The sequence below is a fragment of the Anaerolinea thermophila UNI-1 genome (assembly GCF_000199675.1).
Lineage (GTDB): Bacteria > Chloroflexota > Anaerolineae > Anaerolineales > Anaerolineaceae > Anaerolinea > Anaerolinea thermophila.
Genome location: NC_014960.1, coordinates 2,579,857 through 2,596,448, shown reverse-complemented (window position 1 = coordinate 2,596,448; position 16,592 = coordinate 2,579,857). Strand labels below are relative to the sequence as shown.

Here is a 16,592-nt window from a genome sequence, read left to right as displayed (position 1 = left end):
GCAGGGGGATGTTTTTTGTTACAAAAGGTTAGTTGGCGGGGATATAGGTGACCGAAGTGCGCTGGAACTGTTGCACGGGCAGGACGTCAATTAATTCGTACTCGCGCGAGCCCAAGCCCAGTTTTTCGCCGTATTCCACTACCTTGTAGGGGTCTTTGTACGGGCCATGTAACCAGCGCAAGGGGTGTCCCTCGCGGGTGTGCACTTCCATGGAAGTAGGTACGTTTTCCTCAATCAGCGGTGTCTTGGCGGTCATGTCCAGCACTGCCTGGTCGAGCGCCACAATATCATCCGAACCAAAGATGCCGGCATCCGGCAGAATGGGCATGCTGGTAAAGCCGAAGCAGTCGCATACCGGCGTCATGTGGGTGGCAAGGACAAAATGCACCGCTTTCCCCGGTTCGAAGGTGGAGAGGGTAATGCTGGTGCTGATGGCCATGGCTTCCTGGAAACTGTGGAAGTTCACCGGATCAATCTTCAGACTGCCGGGAGGCGCCACCTTCAAACAGCGCCCGCATTGATTGCATCCCTCAAAGTGCAGATGCAATCCTTCCGGGTTGTCGCGGTCCTGCACAATTGCGCCAAACGGGCAGGACTCGATGATGGCTTTGCGGGAGGCTTCATCGGGGCAGGCTTCGGGGAACCAGTACTGGTCGTAATGCATCACATCGTGCATGGCGGAGCGGGTCTTTCCAGACATGCATCCCAGTGCCAGGTTCTTGAAGGCGCCGCCATATCCGCAGGAAGGATGTCCTTTGGCATGGGCAAAATTGATGAGGAAGGTGGCATCCTGAATCAGCCCGCCCAGGCGCCATTCTTCAATGCTCTTATACGGGCGGCGATGGGTGTAGTAGTACTTGTCCGCCGGTCCGGACACCGGATAGATGGGACAGCCCAGCGTTTCGGAAGTATAACCCCGACTGTGAGCGGCATGCACGTCCCATTCCACATCGGCAACGATGGGTTCACCACCGCCGTCCTTCACGGCTTGCACGACTTTTCGAATGAATACCGGGTGAACCGTAGAATATCCAATGTTATTCCCGGTATGCATTTTGATGACCACCAGTTCTTTTTTCACCCGATCGCGCAGATGCAGGGCGTCAATAATCAGGTCCAGTTTTGCCGGTAACGTTTCGCGGGCTTCCAGTTTTGCCTGACGGGGCGAACCCCAATACACTTTGCTTGCCATTTTTTTCACTCCTTTTTAAGCAGTTTGGGTTTAAGGGGATAAGAAATGTTGTTACCGATAACAGAATGGGATGAATATATTATACAAAACTTTCCAGAAATCGAAAGCGTTTTCAGAAGTTGCATTTATGGAGCGGGATCCCCCTTGAACTGAATGGAATTCAGTGCGGCTTCCACAATTGCCAGCACGGCTTGCCCAAGGCGCGCAATCCCATCGGCAATGGTTTCCCCCATCAGGCTGGTGGTGTCGGTGATGCGCTTTTGTGCCTCTTGAAAAGAGGTGAAAAGGCTCTGGCGTGTTTCTTCAGGCAAGAGGGAGGAGGCTAACAGCAGAAAGAATACAAACAGCAAAATCAGAAAGCCCAGTAAGATCCATACCAGCATTCGATTTTTCATGTTTGCCTCGAAAAAAACAATCAGGTGGAGTTCCCTCCACCTGATTGTACATCTATTCAGCATTCACTGTATCCGCAGGAATAACACTTCCTGCATCCCTCTTCGTTGACCACGCTTGCCTGTCCGCACTCGGGGCACAAATCTCCGATTTTGAACAAGGGGAGCGCACTGCTTGACGGGCTTTCGGTATGCGTCCCATTACCGTTTTGCGGCATCTCTTCTTTGCTTGCATGTGATGTTGTATGGCGCTCGTGCCACATGTCATAATAACGTTCCAGTGCCTGAGCAATTCCATCCGGCAGTGAGCGCACACGGTTGGGCCCGAACCCCAGCGAGCGTCCGCCGCCAATTCCGCTTAACTGGTGAATTACCTCGCGCAGGCGGTCAATGGGCGGGATGGGCGATGCCATACGCAAAATGTAACTGATTAACCTGCCAATGGCTTCGGAAACAGCGGCGGTATCGGATCCGGCTTTGGCGGAGTTGAGGAACACCTCAAAGGGTTGTCCTCCGCCGTTTTCGTTGATGGTGACGAAGGTTTTCCCAAGCGGGGTGTCGATATTCAGGGTGTATCCCGGCAGGATTTGTGGACGCGGTTTTTTGGTTTCCTGCCACAGCATCAGCGGTTGTGGCACAGGGGACTTTTCTACCTCTTCCTTCTCGTCTGTTTCGCCTTTTTTCTTTTCGGCAGTTTTCAGCGTTTCCAGCACTACTTTCTCGCGTGAGCCGGTCACATACACGGTAATACCTTTGCACCCCAGTTCCCATGCCAGCATGTAAGCCGTTGCTACATCTTCTTCGGTTGCGCCTTCAGGGAAGTTGATGGTTTTGCTCAGGGAGTTATCCACAAAGGCTTGCAATGCTGCCTGCATGCGCACATGCTCTTCGGCAGTGATATCTGCCGAGACGACAAAAACGTTGCGAATGGCTTCGGGCAAATCCTTGATGTGCTGGCAGGTGCCTTCCCGCATGATTTGCTCCAGAATTTCCTGGCGTTTTTCGGCTTCAATTCCTGCCCTGGCAATGGCTTTTTCAAAAGCGGGGGAGGCATAAATTAACTGCAGGTCTTTGCCGTTGTCATTGACGTGGCGAATGTACGCCAGTGCAAACACCGGTTCACACCCGTAGCCCTCACATCCAGCCACGGTAGCAATCGTGCCGGTAGGAGCAATGGTGGTTTGAGCGGCGTTGCGGATGCCGTGTTTTCGGATGCCTTCAGTGATGATATCCCAATCAATGGGGGGACGACCGTAGTCGTGGGTGTATGGCACAATGGATTGAGGCGGAGCCCATTTCAGATTTTCAGGGTCGTAGATACTGCCATGAATTGCCGGGAAGGCGCCGCGTTGCTGCGCCAGTTCAATAGAGGTTTGCATGGCATGGTAGCGGATGAATTCCATCACCTGAGCGGCAAATTCCTGCCCTTCTGGCGATCCGTAGCGGATGCCGCAGTGGTACATTAAATCAGCCAGTCCCATAATGCCCAGTCCAATACGGCGGGCGCGCATGGCGGCTTCGCGCAGTTGTGGTACGGCAGGAACGTAAGCATTGGCTTCCACCACATCATCCAGGAAAATGGTGGACAGCACTACACTTTGGCGAAGTCCTTCCCAATCCACCGTTCCATTGTCTCCCAGATGCTGAGCCAGATTTACTGAACCCAGACAACAGTTTTCATAGGGACCCAGATATTGCTCTCCGCAGGGGTTGGTGGCTTCCAACTGATACAGGTGAGGTACCGGGTTGGAACGGTTGGCCGCATCCAGGAACAGGACTCCCGGCTCGCCATTATGATGGGCTTGTTTAACAATTTTGTTGAACAAATCGCGGGCACGCACTTTCTTGTAGGTGCGGATGGGAATGCCTTCCTGTTCGGCTTGTTCCAGTGTGCCGCGGAAGGTGCGGTAACGCGGGTCGGTCACATCCGGGAAGCGCAGTTCCCATTCGGCATCCTCTTTGACCGCGCGCATGAAGGCATCGGTAATCCCCACCGAGATGTTGAAGTTGGTGATGGCATTCTCGTCCGTTTTGCAGGTAATGAACTCTTCGATATCCGGATGGTCCACCCGCAACACGCCCATGTTAGCGCCACGGCGGGTACCGCCCTGGGCAATTTCCCCAAAGGCATGGTCGTACACCCGCAGGAAGCCCACCGGCCCGGTTGCCTGACCAGAGGATGACTTGACTACTGTACCTTTTGGACGCAGGCGGGAAAAGGAAAAGCCGTTCCCTCCGCCAGTTTGCTGAATCAATGCTGCATCACGCAGGGTTTGGAAAATGCCCATGGAGTCCCGTCCCATATCGTCCACAATGGGCAGGACGAAACAGGCGGCTAACTGTCCCAGGGGGGTGCCGGCGCCGGTGAAAGTGGGCGAGTTGGGGAAGAATTTTTTGGAGGTTAAGAGAATATAGAACTCTCGAGCCCGTGTCATGACATCCGGGTTGCCAAAGGACACCTCGACTTTGGCAATGTTATAAGCCACCCGCCAGAACATTTCATCCACGCTTTCGGCGGGGGTGCCGTCATCATTACGGCGCACATAACGCCGAATCAGCACCTGACGGGCATTTTCGGTCAGCTCAATTTTCGGTAAGTCCTCCGGTAGCGGGGGAATGGGGAGCAATCCCGAGCGGGTTTGGGTAGAACTACTGGGGTTTGACATTGTTACTCTCCTCACTCAATAAACGATCTATCTCATTCCGAATAGCATGTAAATCGCCTAATTGCAGGTACACGATGGCATAACGAATGTAGGCAATATGATCCAGTCCACGTAAACCTTCAATGACCATGTCGCCAATGACGCGGGAGTTTACCTCGGCTTTTCCCATCCGCTGAAGGGTGGTCTCAATCTCTCCCACCAGACGCTCGATTGCCGAAGCAGGCACCGGTCGTTTGGCGCAGGCGATGCGAATGCCCCGCAGAAGTTTTTCGCGGTCAAATTCTTCGCGGGTGCCGTCTTTTTTGATGATGAGGGGGGTTGCCAGCAAGGGTCTTTCCAGTGTAGTAAAACGCTGGTGACAGGAGAGACATTCCCGTCTCCGCCGCACTATTCCGCGATTGTCGTGGGTGGTATCCAGCACCTTGGTGTCTTCATTCTGGCAGTATGGACATCGCATAAATGGTTTCCTCCCTCGATGATTTAGATATGGATCGCCATATATGGGAGTAGTAAAAAATATATCCCTATATATGCTGGCAAGTAGATTGTAGCATGAGCAAATTTCTGGTACAAGTGTTCCAGTCTTAAAATTGTGTCCTAGAAAAAAATGTAATTTTTATGCAATGCACCTGAACAACCCGGGCAGTCAGGCTTCCTCAATGAGATGTGGAAAAAATATCTATGGGAAACGGCTACACAAAGGCTGATTCCTTCCAAATGTAGGGGAAGAAAACGGTGAGAAATTCTTCCCATTTTTTGTTAACAAAACCTTAAGGAATGTAATGCCTCTGAAAGCCTTTTCATTGCCTTTAGGTATCGTTTCTTAAAAATTTCAAGGGCTGTCCGGCCGTTGAAACCAGACAGCCCTGTGGATGAGGGCAAATTTCTACCGGTTAAATGGGAAAAGTGGGCACGGCACAATGCCCATTTTTCCCAACCACTCTCACGAGAAAGAGGTGGTGGATCAAGACCAACCTGTGCTTAATCCTTCGCCTGAGGACAGGAAAGGATTTACCGCTTGCGGTTTCTCAGGAACGCCGGGATGTCAAAGTCGTCGGTGTTGACAACACGGCTGAAGTCATGTTCTGTCGGTGCAGGCGTTTGCAGAGGGGTTGGTCTCTCAGGAGCAGGTTGCACTGGCGCCGGTGTGCTCGCAGGGCGGGGACGCGGCGCCTGGCTGTTTTCCACCCGCATCGGTCGCTCTGCCGCCGGGCGAACCCCGCTGCGATCAAAACCCGTGGCGATAACCGTGATGCGGATTTCGTCGCCAATCTTGGGATCAATCACAGCGCCAAAGATGAGGTTAACATCCGGGTGAGCGGTTTCCTTGATGATGGCTGCCGCCTGGTTGACCTCGAACAGCGTCAGGTCCGGACCACCGGTGACGTTGAAGAGGATACCGCGGGCGCCGTCAATGGTGATGTCGAGCAACTGGCTGGAGATAGCCATCTCCGCGGCGATGCGGGCGCGGTCCTCGCCGCTGGCATGCCCCACTGCCATCAAGGCTGCGCCGCCTTCCGACATGATGGCGCGCACGTCGGCAAAGTCCAGGTTGATCAATCCGGGTACGGTGATCAGTTCGGAAATACCCTGAATACCCTGCCGCAGGACATCATCGGCAAGGCGGAAAGCATCCTGCAAACTGGCGCGTTTGTCCACCATCTGGAGCAGGCGGTCGTTGGGGATGACGATCAGCGTATCGGCGTGTTCCTTCAGGTTGCCAATGCCTTCTTCGGCTGATTTGGCACGCCGGGCTCCCTCAAAGGTGAACGGGCGGGTGACAACACCGATGGTCAGAGCGCCTACTTCCTTGGCAATTTGTGCAATGATGGGGGCTGCCCCCGTGCCGGTGCCGCCGCCCATACCTGCGGTGACGAAGACCATATCAGCGCCCTTCAGCGCAGAATACAGTTCTTCGGCGGATTCTTCCGCGGCTTTACGCCCCATCTCCGGGTTGCCGCCCGCACCCAGTCCGCGGGTTACTTTGTCGCCAATGCGGATGCGGACATCGGCTTTGGAGAGCATCAGCGCCTGTCCGTCGGTGTTGACGGCGACGAATTCAATGCCCTGCAAGCCTTCTTCGATCATGCGGTTGACGGCGTTACATCCACCGCCACCCACGCCCACCACTTTAATGCGGGCAAAGGATTCAGACAAAGGTTGGTTCATGTCCATGGTGTGCCTCCTCATGATTGGACTCGAATCTTGATGAACATCTCGATCCCCCATTGGGGTAATCTGCTAAGGTAAAAGACGCTTAAGGAAGGATTTAAACCAGTCTCCAAATTCAGAGGACCCTCCTTTCTTTCGGGAGCGTTTTCCGGCTGCTGCCGGTGTCTCGCTCATCATCATGGCCCAGCTGAGCAGTCCCACACTGGTGGAGTAGGCAGGGGAGTTCAGTTGATCGGTCAGCCCCAGCAAGTTTTCCGGTTTGGCAATGCGCACGGGAAGTCCCATCACCTGGCTTGCCAGCGTGCGTATGCCGGGCAGAAGACTGCTTCCGCCGGTCAAAACAACTCCTGCGGGCAAAAGCCCGTCGTACCCGGAGCGTTTGATTTCCTGCAAAATCAAATCAAAAATTTCTTCCACGCGGGCTTCGATGATCATCGCCAGATCGCGGCGGCTGATTTCAACCGGACGCTCTTCCCCGAAAATGCGTGTCGAGAAGGTTTCGTTTTCGGGAATATCGCTCTGCACAGCGTGTCCATACAGTTTCTTGATTTCTTCGGCTTGCGAGAGTGGCAGGCGCAAGCCATGCGCAATATCCGAAGTGATATGGTTTCCACCAATGCCCAGCACCATGGTATGCCAGATGTCGCCGTCAATGTAAATTGCCATGTCGGTAGTGCCGCCGCCAATGTCACAAACCACTACACCCATTTGACGTTCTGTGTCCGAAAGCACCACCTCTGCCGAAGCCAGTGGATTGAGGACAAATTGCACCACTTCCACGCCCGAAGCCTGCACACACTGGCGCAAATTCTCCACCGTAGATGCGGCAGCGGTGATGATGTGGGCTTCTACCTCCAGGCGGTAGCCGTGCATCCCTACAGGCATACGGATGCCGTCCTGACCATCCACCACAAACCCGCGCTGGATGACATGAATGATCTCGCGGTTGTGGGGAATGGCAACGGCTTGTGCAGCATCCAGTGCCCGGAACACATCTTCCTGGTCAATGACGCGTCCGGCAATCCCAACCACACCACGGCTGTTCACCGAAGACACGTGCGAGCCTGCCAGGCTGACCAGTGCCGAAGTGATTTCCATCCCTGAGGTGCGTTCAGCCTTTTCGATGGAACGAGCGATTGCCTGCGAGGCGGCTTGAAGGTCCACAATCGTGCCTTTGCGAATGCCCTGTGAAGGCTCAATGCCCACGCCCAGGATGCGAAAACTGCTTCCTCCCTCTACACGGGCAACCAGCGTACAGACTTTTGTCGTTCCAATATCAATTCCCACTACAATCGGTTCATCCGCCATTTTCATTGCTCCATGCGATAGAAAGGTGCATTGGGGTCGGCAACGTTCAGCAGAGCCGGGTAAATTCCTCGCTGGTATAACTGAGCGATAATTTGCTCTGCCATATTGTATTTCACCTCAAAATTTGCCAGATCCTTTCCAATGTATACCTGTAATCCATCAGGTGTTTTCCAGCCGATTCCATTCATTTCATCGTAGGCAATCACCGAGTTTTCCGGAAGCAGGGTTGCCAGTTTCTGAATGGTTTGCAAGGTTTTTGGTTCCATGCGTTCCGGGGCAGTTTTGAGGCTTGGTTTGCTGTTGCCTGCAGAGGCATTTCCCTGAGTTTCGCCCTCGGAATTGTTCTCAACCGGGGCAACTGCCAGGGGGGGCGTATCGTTGGAGAAAACGGTCAGTAGTCCTTCCACCGTCCCTCTGGCGGGGAATATTATCCCGCTGGCGTCAATCCACATTACCTGGTCCTCTTTCTGCCACGCCAGAATGGGACGCCGTTCTCGGACAATGACCTTCACGGTGTTGGGAAGCCCCACGACCACCTGAACGTTTTCCAGATCGGGGAAGAACCGCATGAGTTCTTCTTTCACTGCCCCGGCATCCACTTCCACAATGGCAAGATTGCGCAGGTTCAACACCGGTTCAAGGTCGCTGGTTGTGAGCCGTTCCATGCCCTCAAGGGCAACGCTATCCACCTGGAAGAAGGGGGAAGCCCACAGGCTGAAGATGCCAATCAGGGCAACCAGCACAATCATTGCCGAGAGAGCGCGCCAGCCTGGACGAATGACAGGGATCGAAGGGAGGCGCATCTCCACGCCCGGCATGCCGGTAGCCACATAGTAAGTACGCCGTGGTCGTTGGGTAGCCACCTGCCGGTGAATGGGTGTACCAAAGGTGGTGTTGCGAACAACCACCGGTCTTGTCGGGGGTGGGGTAGTTACCCGACGGGATGCCGTATCTGCCCGCTGGGTAGTGCGTTGTGCCCTGCGCTGGCGCAGTTCTTCAATCCTGGAACGGTTAGATGACCTGGACTGATTCATTCTCCCCTCCGGTAATGTCGTTGTGTGCGATCCCGTTCGGCTTTGCGCTCCAGTGCCAGTTCAATCAGTCGGTCAATCAGTGCAGTGTAAGAAATCCCACTGGCTTCCCACAGTTTTGGGTACATGCTGATGGCAGTGAAGCCCGGGATGGTGTTGATTTCGTTGATGAAGCATTCACCGGTATTGCGGTTGACCAGAAAGTCCACCCGTGCCATTCCTGCACAATCAATGGCGCGATAAGCCTGGATTGCCAGTTGGCGAATTCTCTCACTTAGAGCCTCGCTCAAGGGTGCCGGGATGAGCAGTTTGGAAGTCTCCATCAGGTATTTGGCTTCGTAACTGTAGAATTCATCTCCTGGCACAATCTCGCCCGGCACCGAGGCAATCGGCTCGTCGTTCCCCAGCACGCTCACCTCAATCTCACGGGCATCGGGTACGCCGCGTTCGATGAGAATACGACGGTCGTAGCGTGCCGCTTCCAGCAAACCCTCGTACAATTCCGAACGTGAATGGCACTTGGTAATGCCCACTGATGAGCCCAGGTTGGCGGGTTTGGTGAAGAAGGGGTATTCCCCCAGGCGTTCCACCTGTTCGATGACCTCTGAGAGGTTCTGTTCCAGTTGCTTCCGGGTTACCAGCACCGAATCGGCTACTGGCAAACCATGAGCGCGCATCACATCCTTGAACAGTCCTTTATCCATGCCTACCGCTGAGCCTAGCACTCCTGCCCCTACATAGGCGCAATCTGCCATTTCCAGCAATCCCTGGAGCGTGCCGTCTTCACCAAACGTGCCGTGTAGAACAGGGAAAATCACATCCAGAGTAGTTACAGGTTCCAGCGTACCATTGCGCAGGGCGTAGAGGATGGTTTCGCCAGGGTAGGGGAGCAGGACGGCTTGCGACAAACCTTTCACCTGACCGCTTTTCAGGGCTTTCCAGACATTTTCCCCGGTAACCCACATTCCCTCTAAAGTAATCCCTATCTGGGTGACCTCGTATTTTTCGGGGCTCAACACGTTCAAAACCGAACGTGAAGACATCAGCGAGACCTCATGTTCTCCTGACCTGCCCCCAAAAATGACACCCACGCGCAACTTACGCTCCATGTGTTGTGTTCTGCTCCTCTCTAGAAATTCTCCCATTCACCGATACACTCAATCTCCAGTTCCAGCGTAACCCCAAATTTGTCCTGCACCGTTTTTTGTGCTATCTGGATGAGTTGCAGAATATCGGCGGCGGTTGCTCCTCCCAGGTTAACGAAGAAGTTTGCGTGTACCGGACTGATTTCAGCCTTGCCAATGCGTTTCCCTTTCAACCCTGCGGCTTCAATCAGACGCCCTGCGTAATCTCCCGGCGGATTTTTGAACATGCTTCCCATGGTAGCACCAGGGGGTTGAGTGGCTCGGCGTTTGGCGCTGAAGGTTTCAATGCGTGCCTGTACTTCTTCCACGGTGCTTTGGGTCAGGTTCATCCGCGCTGCCAGGATGACAGCCTTGCTCTTCTCGCGTTTCAGAATGCTGGTTCGGTATCCGTAGCCCATCTCTTCGGCGCTCCAATGTACCTTACCCAGTTCAGGGTGCAAGATTTCTGCCAGCGCCAGATTTCCTGCCATATCCCCGCCAAAGGCGCCTGCGTTCCCATATACTGCCCCGCCCACTGTGCCGGGAACGGTGGCTGCCCACTCCAGCCCGCTTAACCCACGCAGGGCGGTCTGGCGAGCCACATGCGAGAGGTTGGCGCCCGATTCTGCCCATACAGAGGGAGGCTGGTGATGCACATCAATTTTGACGTTTCTGGCGCGGTTGAAGATCACTACTCCGCGGTATCCGGCATCGCTCACCAGCAGGTTCGAGCCACTTCCCAGAATCAGGTAAGGCACATTCAAATCCCACAGCAGGCGCACTGCCCGTTCGAGTTGTGCCAGATCGTGCACCGGCAGGAAGGCATCGGCGGGCCCCCCCACCCGTGCGGTGGTATATGCCGCCAGCGGGACATTTTCCTGCAGGGCATCGCCAAAGGCTTCTCTCAAACGGTTCATCGGCAGGGCAAAGGTCATGCGCTTAAATCCTCTTGATGCGGTCAATCAGGCGGTTGACCACCTTGGGGTCATTCTCCGGAGCGGGGGGTTGTGGCTCTTCGGTGAGGGCTTTCTTGCTCCGGCGGGGTGGTTCCATCCCAATGGGGTCGGGCGGTACCAACTGCACGGGCAGGGCTTGCAGTTCCATGGCATACACACGTTTCAGGTTGTCTTTTGGATTCATCCTTTCCTCCCTTGGCTCAGAACATCAAGTAACCTGGCGTTCAGTGCATCGGCGTCTCCGGCAGAGAGCACCAGCACCACATCACCGGGTTGAAGACAATTCAAGAGGTATTCCTGCGCTGTTTCCAGCGTGGGTTGAAAGACCGCCGCCGGATGCTTCATTCGGTTGACCACTTCGCGGGCAGAAAAGCCCGGGTTTTTCTCTCTGGCGGCGTAGATTTCCAGTACAACCACTGCATCGGCATCCTCAAAGGACTGGCAAAATTCTTCCATCAACGCTTGTGTGCGCGAGTAAGTGTGCGGTTGCCACACTGCCCAGATATGCCGTTCAGGATATCTGGCGCGTGCTGCTGCCAGGGTAGTGCGAATCTCGGTTGGATGATGCGCATAGTCATCAATCAGAGTTACTCCATTTGCCTCTCCGCGCACCTCAAAACGTCTCCCTGTGCCGTGGAATAGGTGTAAAGCCTCTGCGGCAGGGCTGAGCATCAACCCCAGTTGATCTGCCACTGCCAGCGCTGCCAGGGCATTGAGCAAGTTGTGTTTTCCGGGAACCTGCAATGCCAGGTGAAGCAGGCGACGATTTTCCCCATCGGGCATTTGTTTCCAGACATCGGCACTGAATCCGCCCCAGCGGTTGACACTGGCGTGTTTCAGGAAGTAGGTGTTGTGCTCACTTTCACCGTAGGTCATCACTTTGACGCCCTTTGGGGTAGCCTGTCCCAGAGCCCGGGTGGGGGGATGATCTCCGTTCACCAGCAAGATGCCTCCGGCTTGAATCTGCCGTATGAAGTCCTCGAACGCCCCGCTGTAATCCGCCATGGTGGGGAAGCAGTCTGGATGATCGTGTTCCAGATAGGTGATTACGGCAATGTGAGGGTGTAATCCCAGGAACATGCGGTCATATTCATCGGCTTCAATGACAAACAGGTCGCTTTTTCCAGCATGGGCGTTGGTGTGCAGATCCCGGACGACTCCGCCAATAATGTATGAGGGATTCTGTGCCAGGCTGGACAACATCCAGGCAATCATTCCAGTCGTGGTGGTTTTTCCATGTGTCCCTGCCACGGCGATGACCCGATATTTCTTCAGGAAAGTTTCCAGAAACTCGGCTCGTTTGAGCACCGGAATGCCCGCCTGCCTGGCTGCCTGCACTTCAGGGTTGTCTTCGGGGATAGCAGAAGAGCGCACTACCATTGTGGCACCGGAAATGTTCCCAGCAGCATGTCCAATGAAGACTGGAATGCCCATATCCCGCAGTTCCCGGGTGAATGGAGTCTCGGCGCGGTCAGATCCGCTCACCTGTACTCCTTGTTCTACCAGCAGGCGGGCAATGGCGGACAAACCGCTTCCTCCGATGCCAATGAGATGAATACGCTCCATCAACTCATTCCTTTACAAGAACACAATCAGCACAAAGGCAAACGCCAGCGCCACGGCAAAGAAGAGCCCTGGCGGTTTTAACCATACGGGTGGCATCTGTTCCAGTAAATCCAGAGCCGCTCTTCCGACCTCGGTGTTGGGGTCGGGGGGAGTGATATAAGGCAGAAGAGGTTTATACCCGGCCTGGTCCATGTACCACCAGATGGTGCCCACAAACAAATAAGCGTTGATTGCTCCCAAGAGAAAACCCAGCAGGTAATCCTGCAGTTTTTCACGGGCAAACCTTCCCCCGGCGGCAAACTTCTGAATATTCGGGGACTGATATCCGAAGAACACGGCAAGAATCAGTACAATAATCCGCAACCAGAACAGGGTGTCGGGATTGTTTCTCAGCGTGTCTTTGACAAAAGGAACATACGTTTCCAGCACAGTGACGATAAAGAATGCCAGAATGGCGCTGAAGGTTACCAGCAGTTCCTTTGCCCATCCGCGCATGGCGCCAATGATGGCAAACAGAATCACAAAGAGCCAGAAGAGAGCATTCAAACTGACCATGAATTGTCTCCATGCTGTGGCTGTGCCAGTGCCAGCACCAGGCTGGCGATGCGTTCCGCCGCCTGTGGGCGGTGAAGTGTGCGCATGGCTTTGCGCATGGCTGCCAGTTTTTCCGGTGAGCCGATGAGCCTGAGAACGGTGGGCACAAGTTGCTCTGCAAGATTTTGATTCTCGATCATCACCGCCGCGCCTTGTTCGACCAGGTACATGGCATTGACCTTCTGATAACGCCAAGCGTAGGGGTAGGGCACCAGAATGGCGGGTAATCCAAACAGCGGATATTCTCCCAGGGTGGAGGCCCCCGCGCGCGAGATGACCAGGTCCGCACAAGCCAGGGCGGCGCCCATCTCGTGCAAGTACGGTGCGGCAAAGTAGCGCTTTTGCAGATCGGGAGAGAGCGCCTCACGAGCCATTTGAACTTCTTCCCAATCCAGTGCTCCGGTCAGGTGGCAAATTTGCGTCACCTGGAGCAATTCAGGCAATCCCTTCACAATAGCACGGTTGATGGAACGGGCGCCTTTGCTCCCGCCGGTGACCAGCAGGATGGGCTGTTGAGCGTCTAATCCCAGTTTTTCCGCTCCCCGCTCGCGGTTCCATTCCAGCAGGTCCTGGCGTACCGGATAACCGGTTACCTCAACGCGGGCTTTACTGTGTTTGAAGAAAGTGCGTGATGGTTCGGCGGTCAGGGCGATGGTGGACGCGAAGCGGGAAAGGGTTTTCAGCGCCAGTCCCGGTTCAATATCCGGCACATAGAGCAGGCTGGGGATGTGCCGTCCTGCCAGTGCCATCGGTACCGCCAGGTACCCTCCGGTGAAGAGCAGGACTTCCGGCTGAAACTCTTTGAGGATGCGGCGCGAAGCCAGAACGCCGCGCGCCAGACGGAGTATGTTCCCCGGTAAGGCACGCAGTCCTACCCCGTGCACTCCTGCGGCGGGAATAGCCGTATAAGGCAGTCCGGCTTTCTTCACCAGTTCTGCCTCCATACCGCCTTCCCCTCCGACCCAAAGCACCGGGTTGGCTTCATTCTTCAGGGCTTGCAGGATGGACAGGGCGGGATACACGCCGCCGCCCGTCCCTCCAGCGCAGATTAACAACCGCACCAAGAGTTTGTTCTCCTTTTTGCTTTTGTTGATTTCCCAACCGCCCAATGTTCAGCAGGATTCCCACCCCTGCCAGGGTAGATAATAAACTGGAACCTCCATAACTGATAAAGGGCAGAGCATTCCCTGCCTGAGGCAATAAATTGACCGAAACGCCGATGTTTAACATGGCTTCAAGCACAATCCAGATGGTGATTCCACCGGCGAGCAGGCTTCCCAATTCATCCGGAGCGTTTTTGGCAATGGCTAACCCGCGCCAGAGGAATACCACATATGCCCCAATCAGCAGGAAGGCACCCACCAATCCGGTTTCTTCGGCAATAACTGCGAAGATGGAGTCGTTGTGAGCAACGGGTAAACCGGTTAATTTGGTGGTGGAATTTCCAATGCCTACGCCAAATACCCCACCGCGGATGATGGCTTCCAGAGAACGCCGTACCTGATATTCCGCTTTGATGGGTTCCTGCAATCCGCTCCAAAAGCCTAAAACGCGATCTTTACCGGTAGGATAAAGGTTGACGATAACCCATCCCAAAAACAGGGTAATCACCAGGACCAGAGCAATTTGCCGCCATTCTCCTCCAGCCAGGAAGAACAGCATGGCGCCCAGCACCACAATGGTGAAGGCTGCCGAAAAATCCGGCTGAAGCATGATCAACGCCCCCACCACCCCCAGGATCAATATCAGCGGAATGAGTCCAAAGGTAATATCGTTGAGCACGTCTTTCTTGGCATTCAGCCACACGGCTACGTACAAAATGGTTGCCAGTTTCGCGAACTCTGAAGGGCGAATTGAGCCTTCATTCAGAGAGCGGGTAGCGCCAAAGGTCATGTCTCCAATTACAATCACTGCCAGTAGCAGGGCAATGGTTCCGCCCATGATGAGCAGGGTAAAGCGCTTGTAAAAGTGGTAATCCAGAAACATCAACACGCCGGCGCCGACAAATCCCAGCAGTGCCCACATGGATTGACGAATCAGGAAGAAATCGGCGTTCTGTTTCAACAGGGCGGCAAAGAGCGGTCCGGCAGAGTACACCATGAGCAAGCCGAACAGCACCAGGGCAATGACTACCCCAACCAGGACGAAATCAATGCCGGTTCGGACGGCACGAAACCGCCTTGAAATCGAGCGTTGCAGAGGTTGATTCACAAAAGTTCCTGTACCCATTTTCGAAACCGCTCGCCCCTTTCTTCAAAATCTCGAAACTCGTCGTAACTGGTGCCGCCCGGAGAGAATAAGACCACATCCCCTTCTTCGGCAACTGCTGCCGCGGCTTGTACGGCTTCCTGCACAGTTTTGCACAGGGTCAGTGTGAACGGACGTTTGCCCGGACGCACCTCTCCAATGGCGTGGGCGATCTTTTCGGCGGCTTCTCCAAACACTACCACATGATCCACCCGCTCATGGATGAGGTCTGCCAGCGAATCCCATGGCAGTTTTTTGTCACGCCCGCCGAGCATCAGCACCAGCGGTTCCTCGAAGGAACGGATGGCGGCGATGGTGCGCTCTGGAGCGGTGGCAATCGAGTCGTTGTACCAGCGCACCCCGCGCCATTCTCTCACCAGTTCAAGGCGGTGAGGAACACCGCCAAATCCCTGAACGCCATCCAGCAGGGCTTCCGGCGGGAACCCGGCGGCAATGCCAATGGCACATGCTGCCAGCACATTGAGCAGGTTGTGGGTTCCCCGCAGAGCAATCTTGCCGCGTTCAAACAGGGCTTCTTCTACCATTTCGCCCTGATACCACAACCAGCCATTGTCGTAAAACGTGCCTTTCCCTTCGGCAGGGTGGTTCAGCCCGAAGGAAATCAAATCTCCACGGACTTTCTCGCGCAATCCCCATGCGCCAGCGTCCTCGCGTCCCAACACGGCAATATCGGTGGCGCTTTGAAACTCGAGAATACGAGCCTTGGCGGCGGTATAGGCTTCCATGGTTCCATGACGATCCAGATGATTGGGGGTAATGTTCAGCACTGCCGCCACCTGTGGAGAGCGGGTTATCCACTGCAGTTGGAAACTGGAAAGTTCCAGCACTACCACATCCGCAGGTTGTATCTCGTCCAATCGGTCGATAAGCGGAACTCCGATATTCCCGCCCACCCAGGCTTTTTGGGGGGCAACCACTGCGCGGGATGCCATACGCCCCACCAGGGTTGTCGTTGTGGTCTTGCCTGCCGAGCCGGTGATGCCGATCACCCGGCAGGGGACTTCTTCCATGAAAATTTGCGAGTCGTTGGTGATGGGCATTCCTCTGCGCAGGGCTTCCTGCACGATGGGCAACGTTTCAGGCACACCGCCGGAAAGACACAGCAGATCATGACGTTCGAGCAATTCCAGAGGGTGCCCGCCCGTGACCCATTCAATCGGATACTCAGCCAGAACCTCCATTGCCAAGGTCAGTTTCTCGGCAGGGTTCTGGTCATTGAGGGTCACCGCTGCACCTCGCTGGCACAGAAAACGCGCCAGAGCCTGCCCCTGGCGGGCGGCGCCTAGAATGAGTACCCGGGAGTCCTTCCAGTTCTTTGTCATC

The 16,592-nt window shown here is 54.9% G+C and carries 15 protein-coding genes; all 15 read right to left on the bottom strand.

Going from position 1 to position 16,592, the window contains the following annotated elements; genetic code table 11:
• Positions 1–28: 28 nt before the first annotated feature.
• The 15 genes from ANT_RS11735 to murD all read right to left on the bottom strand — a co-directional run bounded on the left by ANT_RS11735 (position 29) and on the right by murD (position 16,591).
• The gene (locus tag ANT_RS11735; RefSeq protein ID WP_013560742.1) at positions 29–1,192 is read right to left on the bottom strand and encodes a DUF362 domain-containing protein; all 1,164 of its coding nucleotides are present in this window, start codon (positions 1,190–1,192) and stop codon (positions 29–31) included.
• A gap of 125 nt (positions 1,193–1,317) precedes the next feature.
• The gene (locus ANT_RS11730; RefSeq protein WP_041455015.1) at positions 1,318–1,587 is read right to left on the bottom strand and encodes a hypothetical protein; all 270 of its coding nucleotides are present in this window, start codon (positions 1,585–1,587) and stop codon (positions 1,318–1,320) included.
• Positions 1,588–1,643: 56 nt separating this feature from the next.
• Positions 1,644–4,250: an adenosylcobalamin-dependent ribonucleoside-diphosphate reductase gene (locus ANT_RS11725; protein WP_013560740.1), complete on the bottom strand. Its 2,607-nt coding sequence runs from the start codon at positions 4,248–4,250 to the stop codon at positions 1,644–1,646.
• On the bottom strand, positions 4,234–4,707 hold the full coding sequence (gene nrdR / locus ANT_RS11720) for a transcriptional regulator NrdR (protein WP_013560739.1): 474 nt from the start codon (positions 4,705–4,707) through the stop codon (positions 4,234–4,236). Before nrdR ends, ANT_RS11725 begins: the two co-directional genes overlap by 17 nt.
• 554 nt (positions 4,708–5,261) lie before the next feature.
• Positions 5,262–6,425 carry a cell division protein FtsZ gene (gene ftsZ / locus ANT_RS11715; RefSeq protein WP_013560738.1) on the bottom strand — a complete coding sequence of 388 codons (1,164 nt, stop codon included), beginning with the start codon at positions 6,423–6,425 and terminating at the stop codon, positions 5,262–5,264.
• A 66-nt stretch (positions 6,426–6,491) separates the two neighbouring features.
• Complete coding sequence (gene ftsA / locus ANT_RS11710; protein ID WP_155818137.1) at positions 6,492–7,730, bottom strand: cell division protein FtsA; 1,239 nt, start codon at positions 7,728–7,730, stop codon at positions 6,492–6,494.
• A gap of 2 nt (positions 7,731–7,732) precedes the next feature.
• Positions 7,733–8,764: a cell division protein FtsQ/DivIB gene (locus ANT_RS11705; protein ID WP_013560736.1), complete on the bottom strand. Its 1,032-nt coding sequence runs from the start codon at positions 8,762–8,764 to the stop codon at positions 7,733–7,735.
• On the bottom strand, positions 8,761–9,870 hold the full coding sequence (locus ANT_RS11700; protein ID WP_013560735.1) for a D-alanine--D-alanine ligase family protein: 1,110 nt from the start codon (positions 9,868–9,870) through the stop codon (positions 8,761–8,763). Before ANT_RS11700 ends, ANT_RS11705 begins: the two co-directional genes overlap by 4 nt.
• 20 nt (positions 9,871–9,890) lie before the next feature.
• On the bottom strand, positions 9,891–10,820 hold the full coding sequence (gene murB / locus ANT_RS11695; protein WP_013560734.1) for a UDP-N-acetylmuramate dehydrogenase: 930 nt from the start codon (positions 10,818–10,820) through the stop codon (positions 9,891–9,893).
• A 4-nt stretch (positions 10,821–10,824) separates the two neighbouring features.
• A complete protein-coding gene (locus ANT_RS11690) occupies positions 10,825–11,025 on the bottom strand; it encodes a hypothetical protein (protein ID WP_013560733.1) in 201 nt (66 codons plus the stop codon).
• Positions 11,022–12,407 carry a UDP-N-acetylmuramate--L-alanine ligase gene (gene murC, locus ANT_RS11685; protein ID WP_013560732.1) on the bottom strand — a complete coding sequence of 462 codons (1,386 nt, stop codon included), beginning with the start codon at positions 12,405–12,407 and terminating at the stop codon, positions 11,022–11,024. Before murC ends, ANT_RS11690 begins: the two co-directional genes overlap by 4 nt.
• Positions 12,408–12,419: 12 nt before the next feature.
• Complete coding sequence (locus tag ANT_RS11680; RefSeq protein ID WP_013560731.1) at positions 12,420–12,962, bottom strand: CvpA family protein; 543 nt, start codon at positions 12,960–12,962, stop codon at positions 12,420–12,422.
• A complete protein-coding gene (locus ANT_RS11675) occupies positions 12,950–14,023 on the bottom strand; it encodes a UDP-N-acetylglucosamine--N-acetylmuramyl-(pentapeptide) pyrophosphoryl-undecaprenol N-acetylglucosamine transferase (RefSeq protein WP_049784900.1) in 1,074 nt (357 codons plus the stop codon). The genes ANT_RS11680 and ANT_RS11675 overlap by 13 nt, the downstream gene beginning before the upstream one ends.
• A complete protein-coding gene (locus tag ANT_RS11670; RefSeq protein WP_049784899.1) occupies positions 13,983–15,212 on the bottom strand; it encodes an FtsW/RodA/SpoVE family cell cycle protein in 1,230 nt (409 codons plus the stop codon). Before ANT_RS11670 ends, ANT_RS11675 begins: the two co-directional genes overlap by 41 nt.
• On the bottom strand, positions 15,209–16,591 hold the full coding sequence (murD, locus tag ANT_RS11665) for a UDP-N-acetylmuramoyl-L-alanine--D-glutamate ligase (protein WP_013560728.1): 1,383 nt from the start codon (positions 16,589–16,591) through the stop codon (positions 15,209–15,211). The genes ANT_RS11670 and murD overlap by 4 nt, the downstream gene beginning before the upstream one ends.
• Between the last annotated feature and the right edge of the window lies 1 nt (position 16,592).

Bases quoted from the DNA above. Each gene is read 5' to 3' on its own strand.
- ANT_RS11730 (WP_041455015.1), bottom strand. From the start codon at position 1,587: ATGAAAAATCGAATGCTGGTATGGATCTTACTGGGCTTTCTGATTTTG.
- ANT_RS11700 (WP_013560735.1), bottom strand. From the start codon at position 9,870: ATGGAGCGTAAGTTGCGCGTGGGTGTCATTTTTGGGGGCAGGTCAGGA.
- ANT_RS11690 (WP_013560733.1), bottom strand. From the start codon at position 11,025: ATGAATCCAAAAGACAACCTGAAACGTGTGTATGCCATGGAACTGCAA.
- ANT_RS11680 (WP_013560731.1), bottom strand. From the start codon at position 12,962: ATGGTCAGTTTGAATGCTCTCTTCTGGCTCTTTGTGATTCTGTTTGCC.
- ANT_RS11735 (WP_013560742.1), bottom strand. From the start codon at position 1,192: ATGGCAAGCAAAGTGTATTGGGGTTCGCCCCGTCAGGCAAAACTGGAA.
- murD (WP_013560728.1), bottom strand. From the start codon at position 16,591: ATGACAAAGAACTGGAAGGACTCCCGGGTACTCATTCTAGGCGCCGCC.
- ftsA (WP_155818137.1), bottom strand. From the start codon at position 7,730: ATGGCGGATGAACCGATTGTAGTGGGAATTGATATTGGAACGACAAAA.
- ANT_RS11705 (WP_013560736.1), bottom strand. From the start codon at position 8,764: ATGAATCAGTCCAGGTCATCTAACCGTTCCAGGATTGAAGAACTGCGC.
- nrdR (WP_013560739.1), bottom strand. From the start codon at position 4,707: ATGCGATGTCCATACTGCCAGAATGAAGACACCAAGGTGCTGGATACC.
- murB (WP_013560734.1), bottom strand. From the start codon at position 10,820: ATGACCTTTGCCCTGCCGATGAACCGTTTGAGAGAAGCCTTTGGCGAT.
- ANT_RS11725 (WP_013560740.1), bottom strand. From the start codon at position 4,250: ATGTCAAACCCCAGTAGTTCTACCCAAACCCGCTCGGGATTGCTCCCC.
- ftsZ (WP_013560738.1), bottom strand. From the start codon at position 6,425: ATGGACATGAACCAACCTTTGTCTGAATCCTTTGCCCGCATTAAAGTG.
- murC (WP_013560732.1), bottom strand. From the start codon at position 12,407: ATGGAGCGTATTCATCTCATTGGCATCGGAGGAAGCGGTTTGTCCGCC.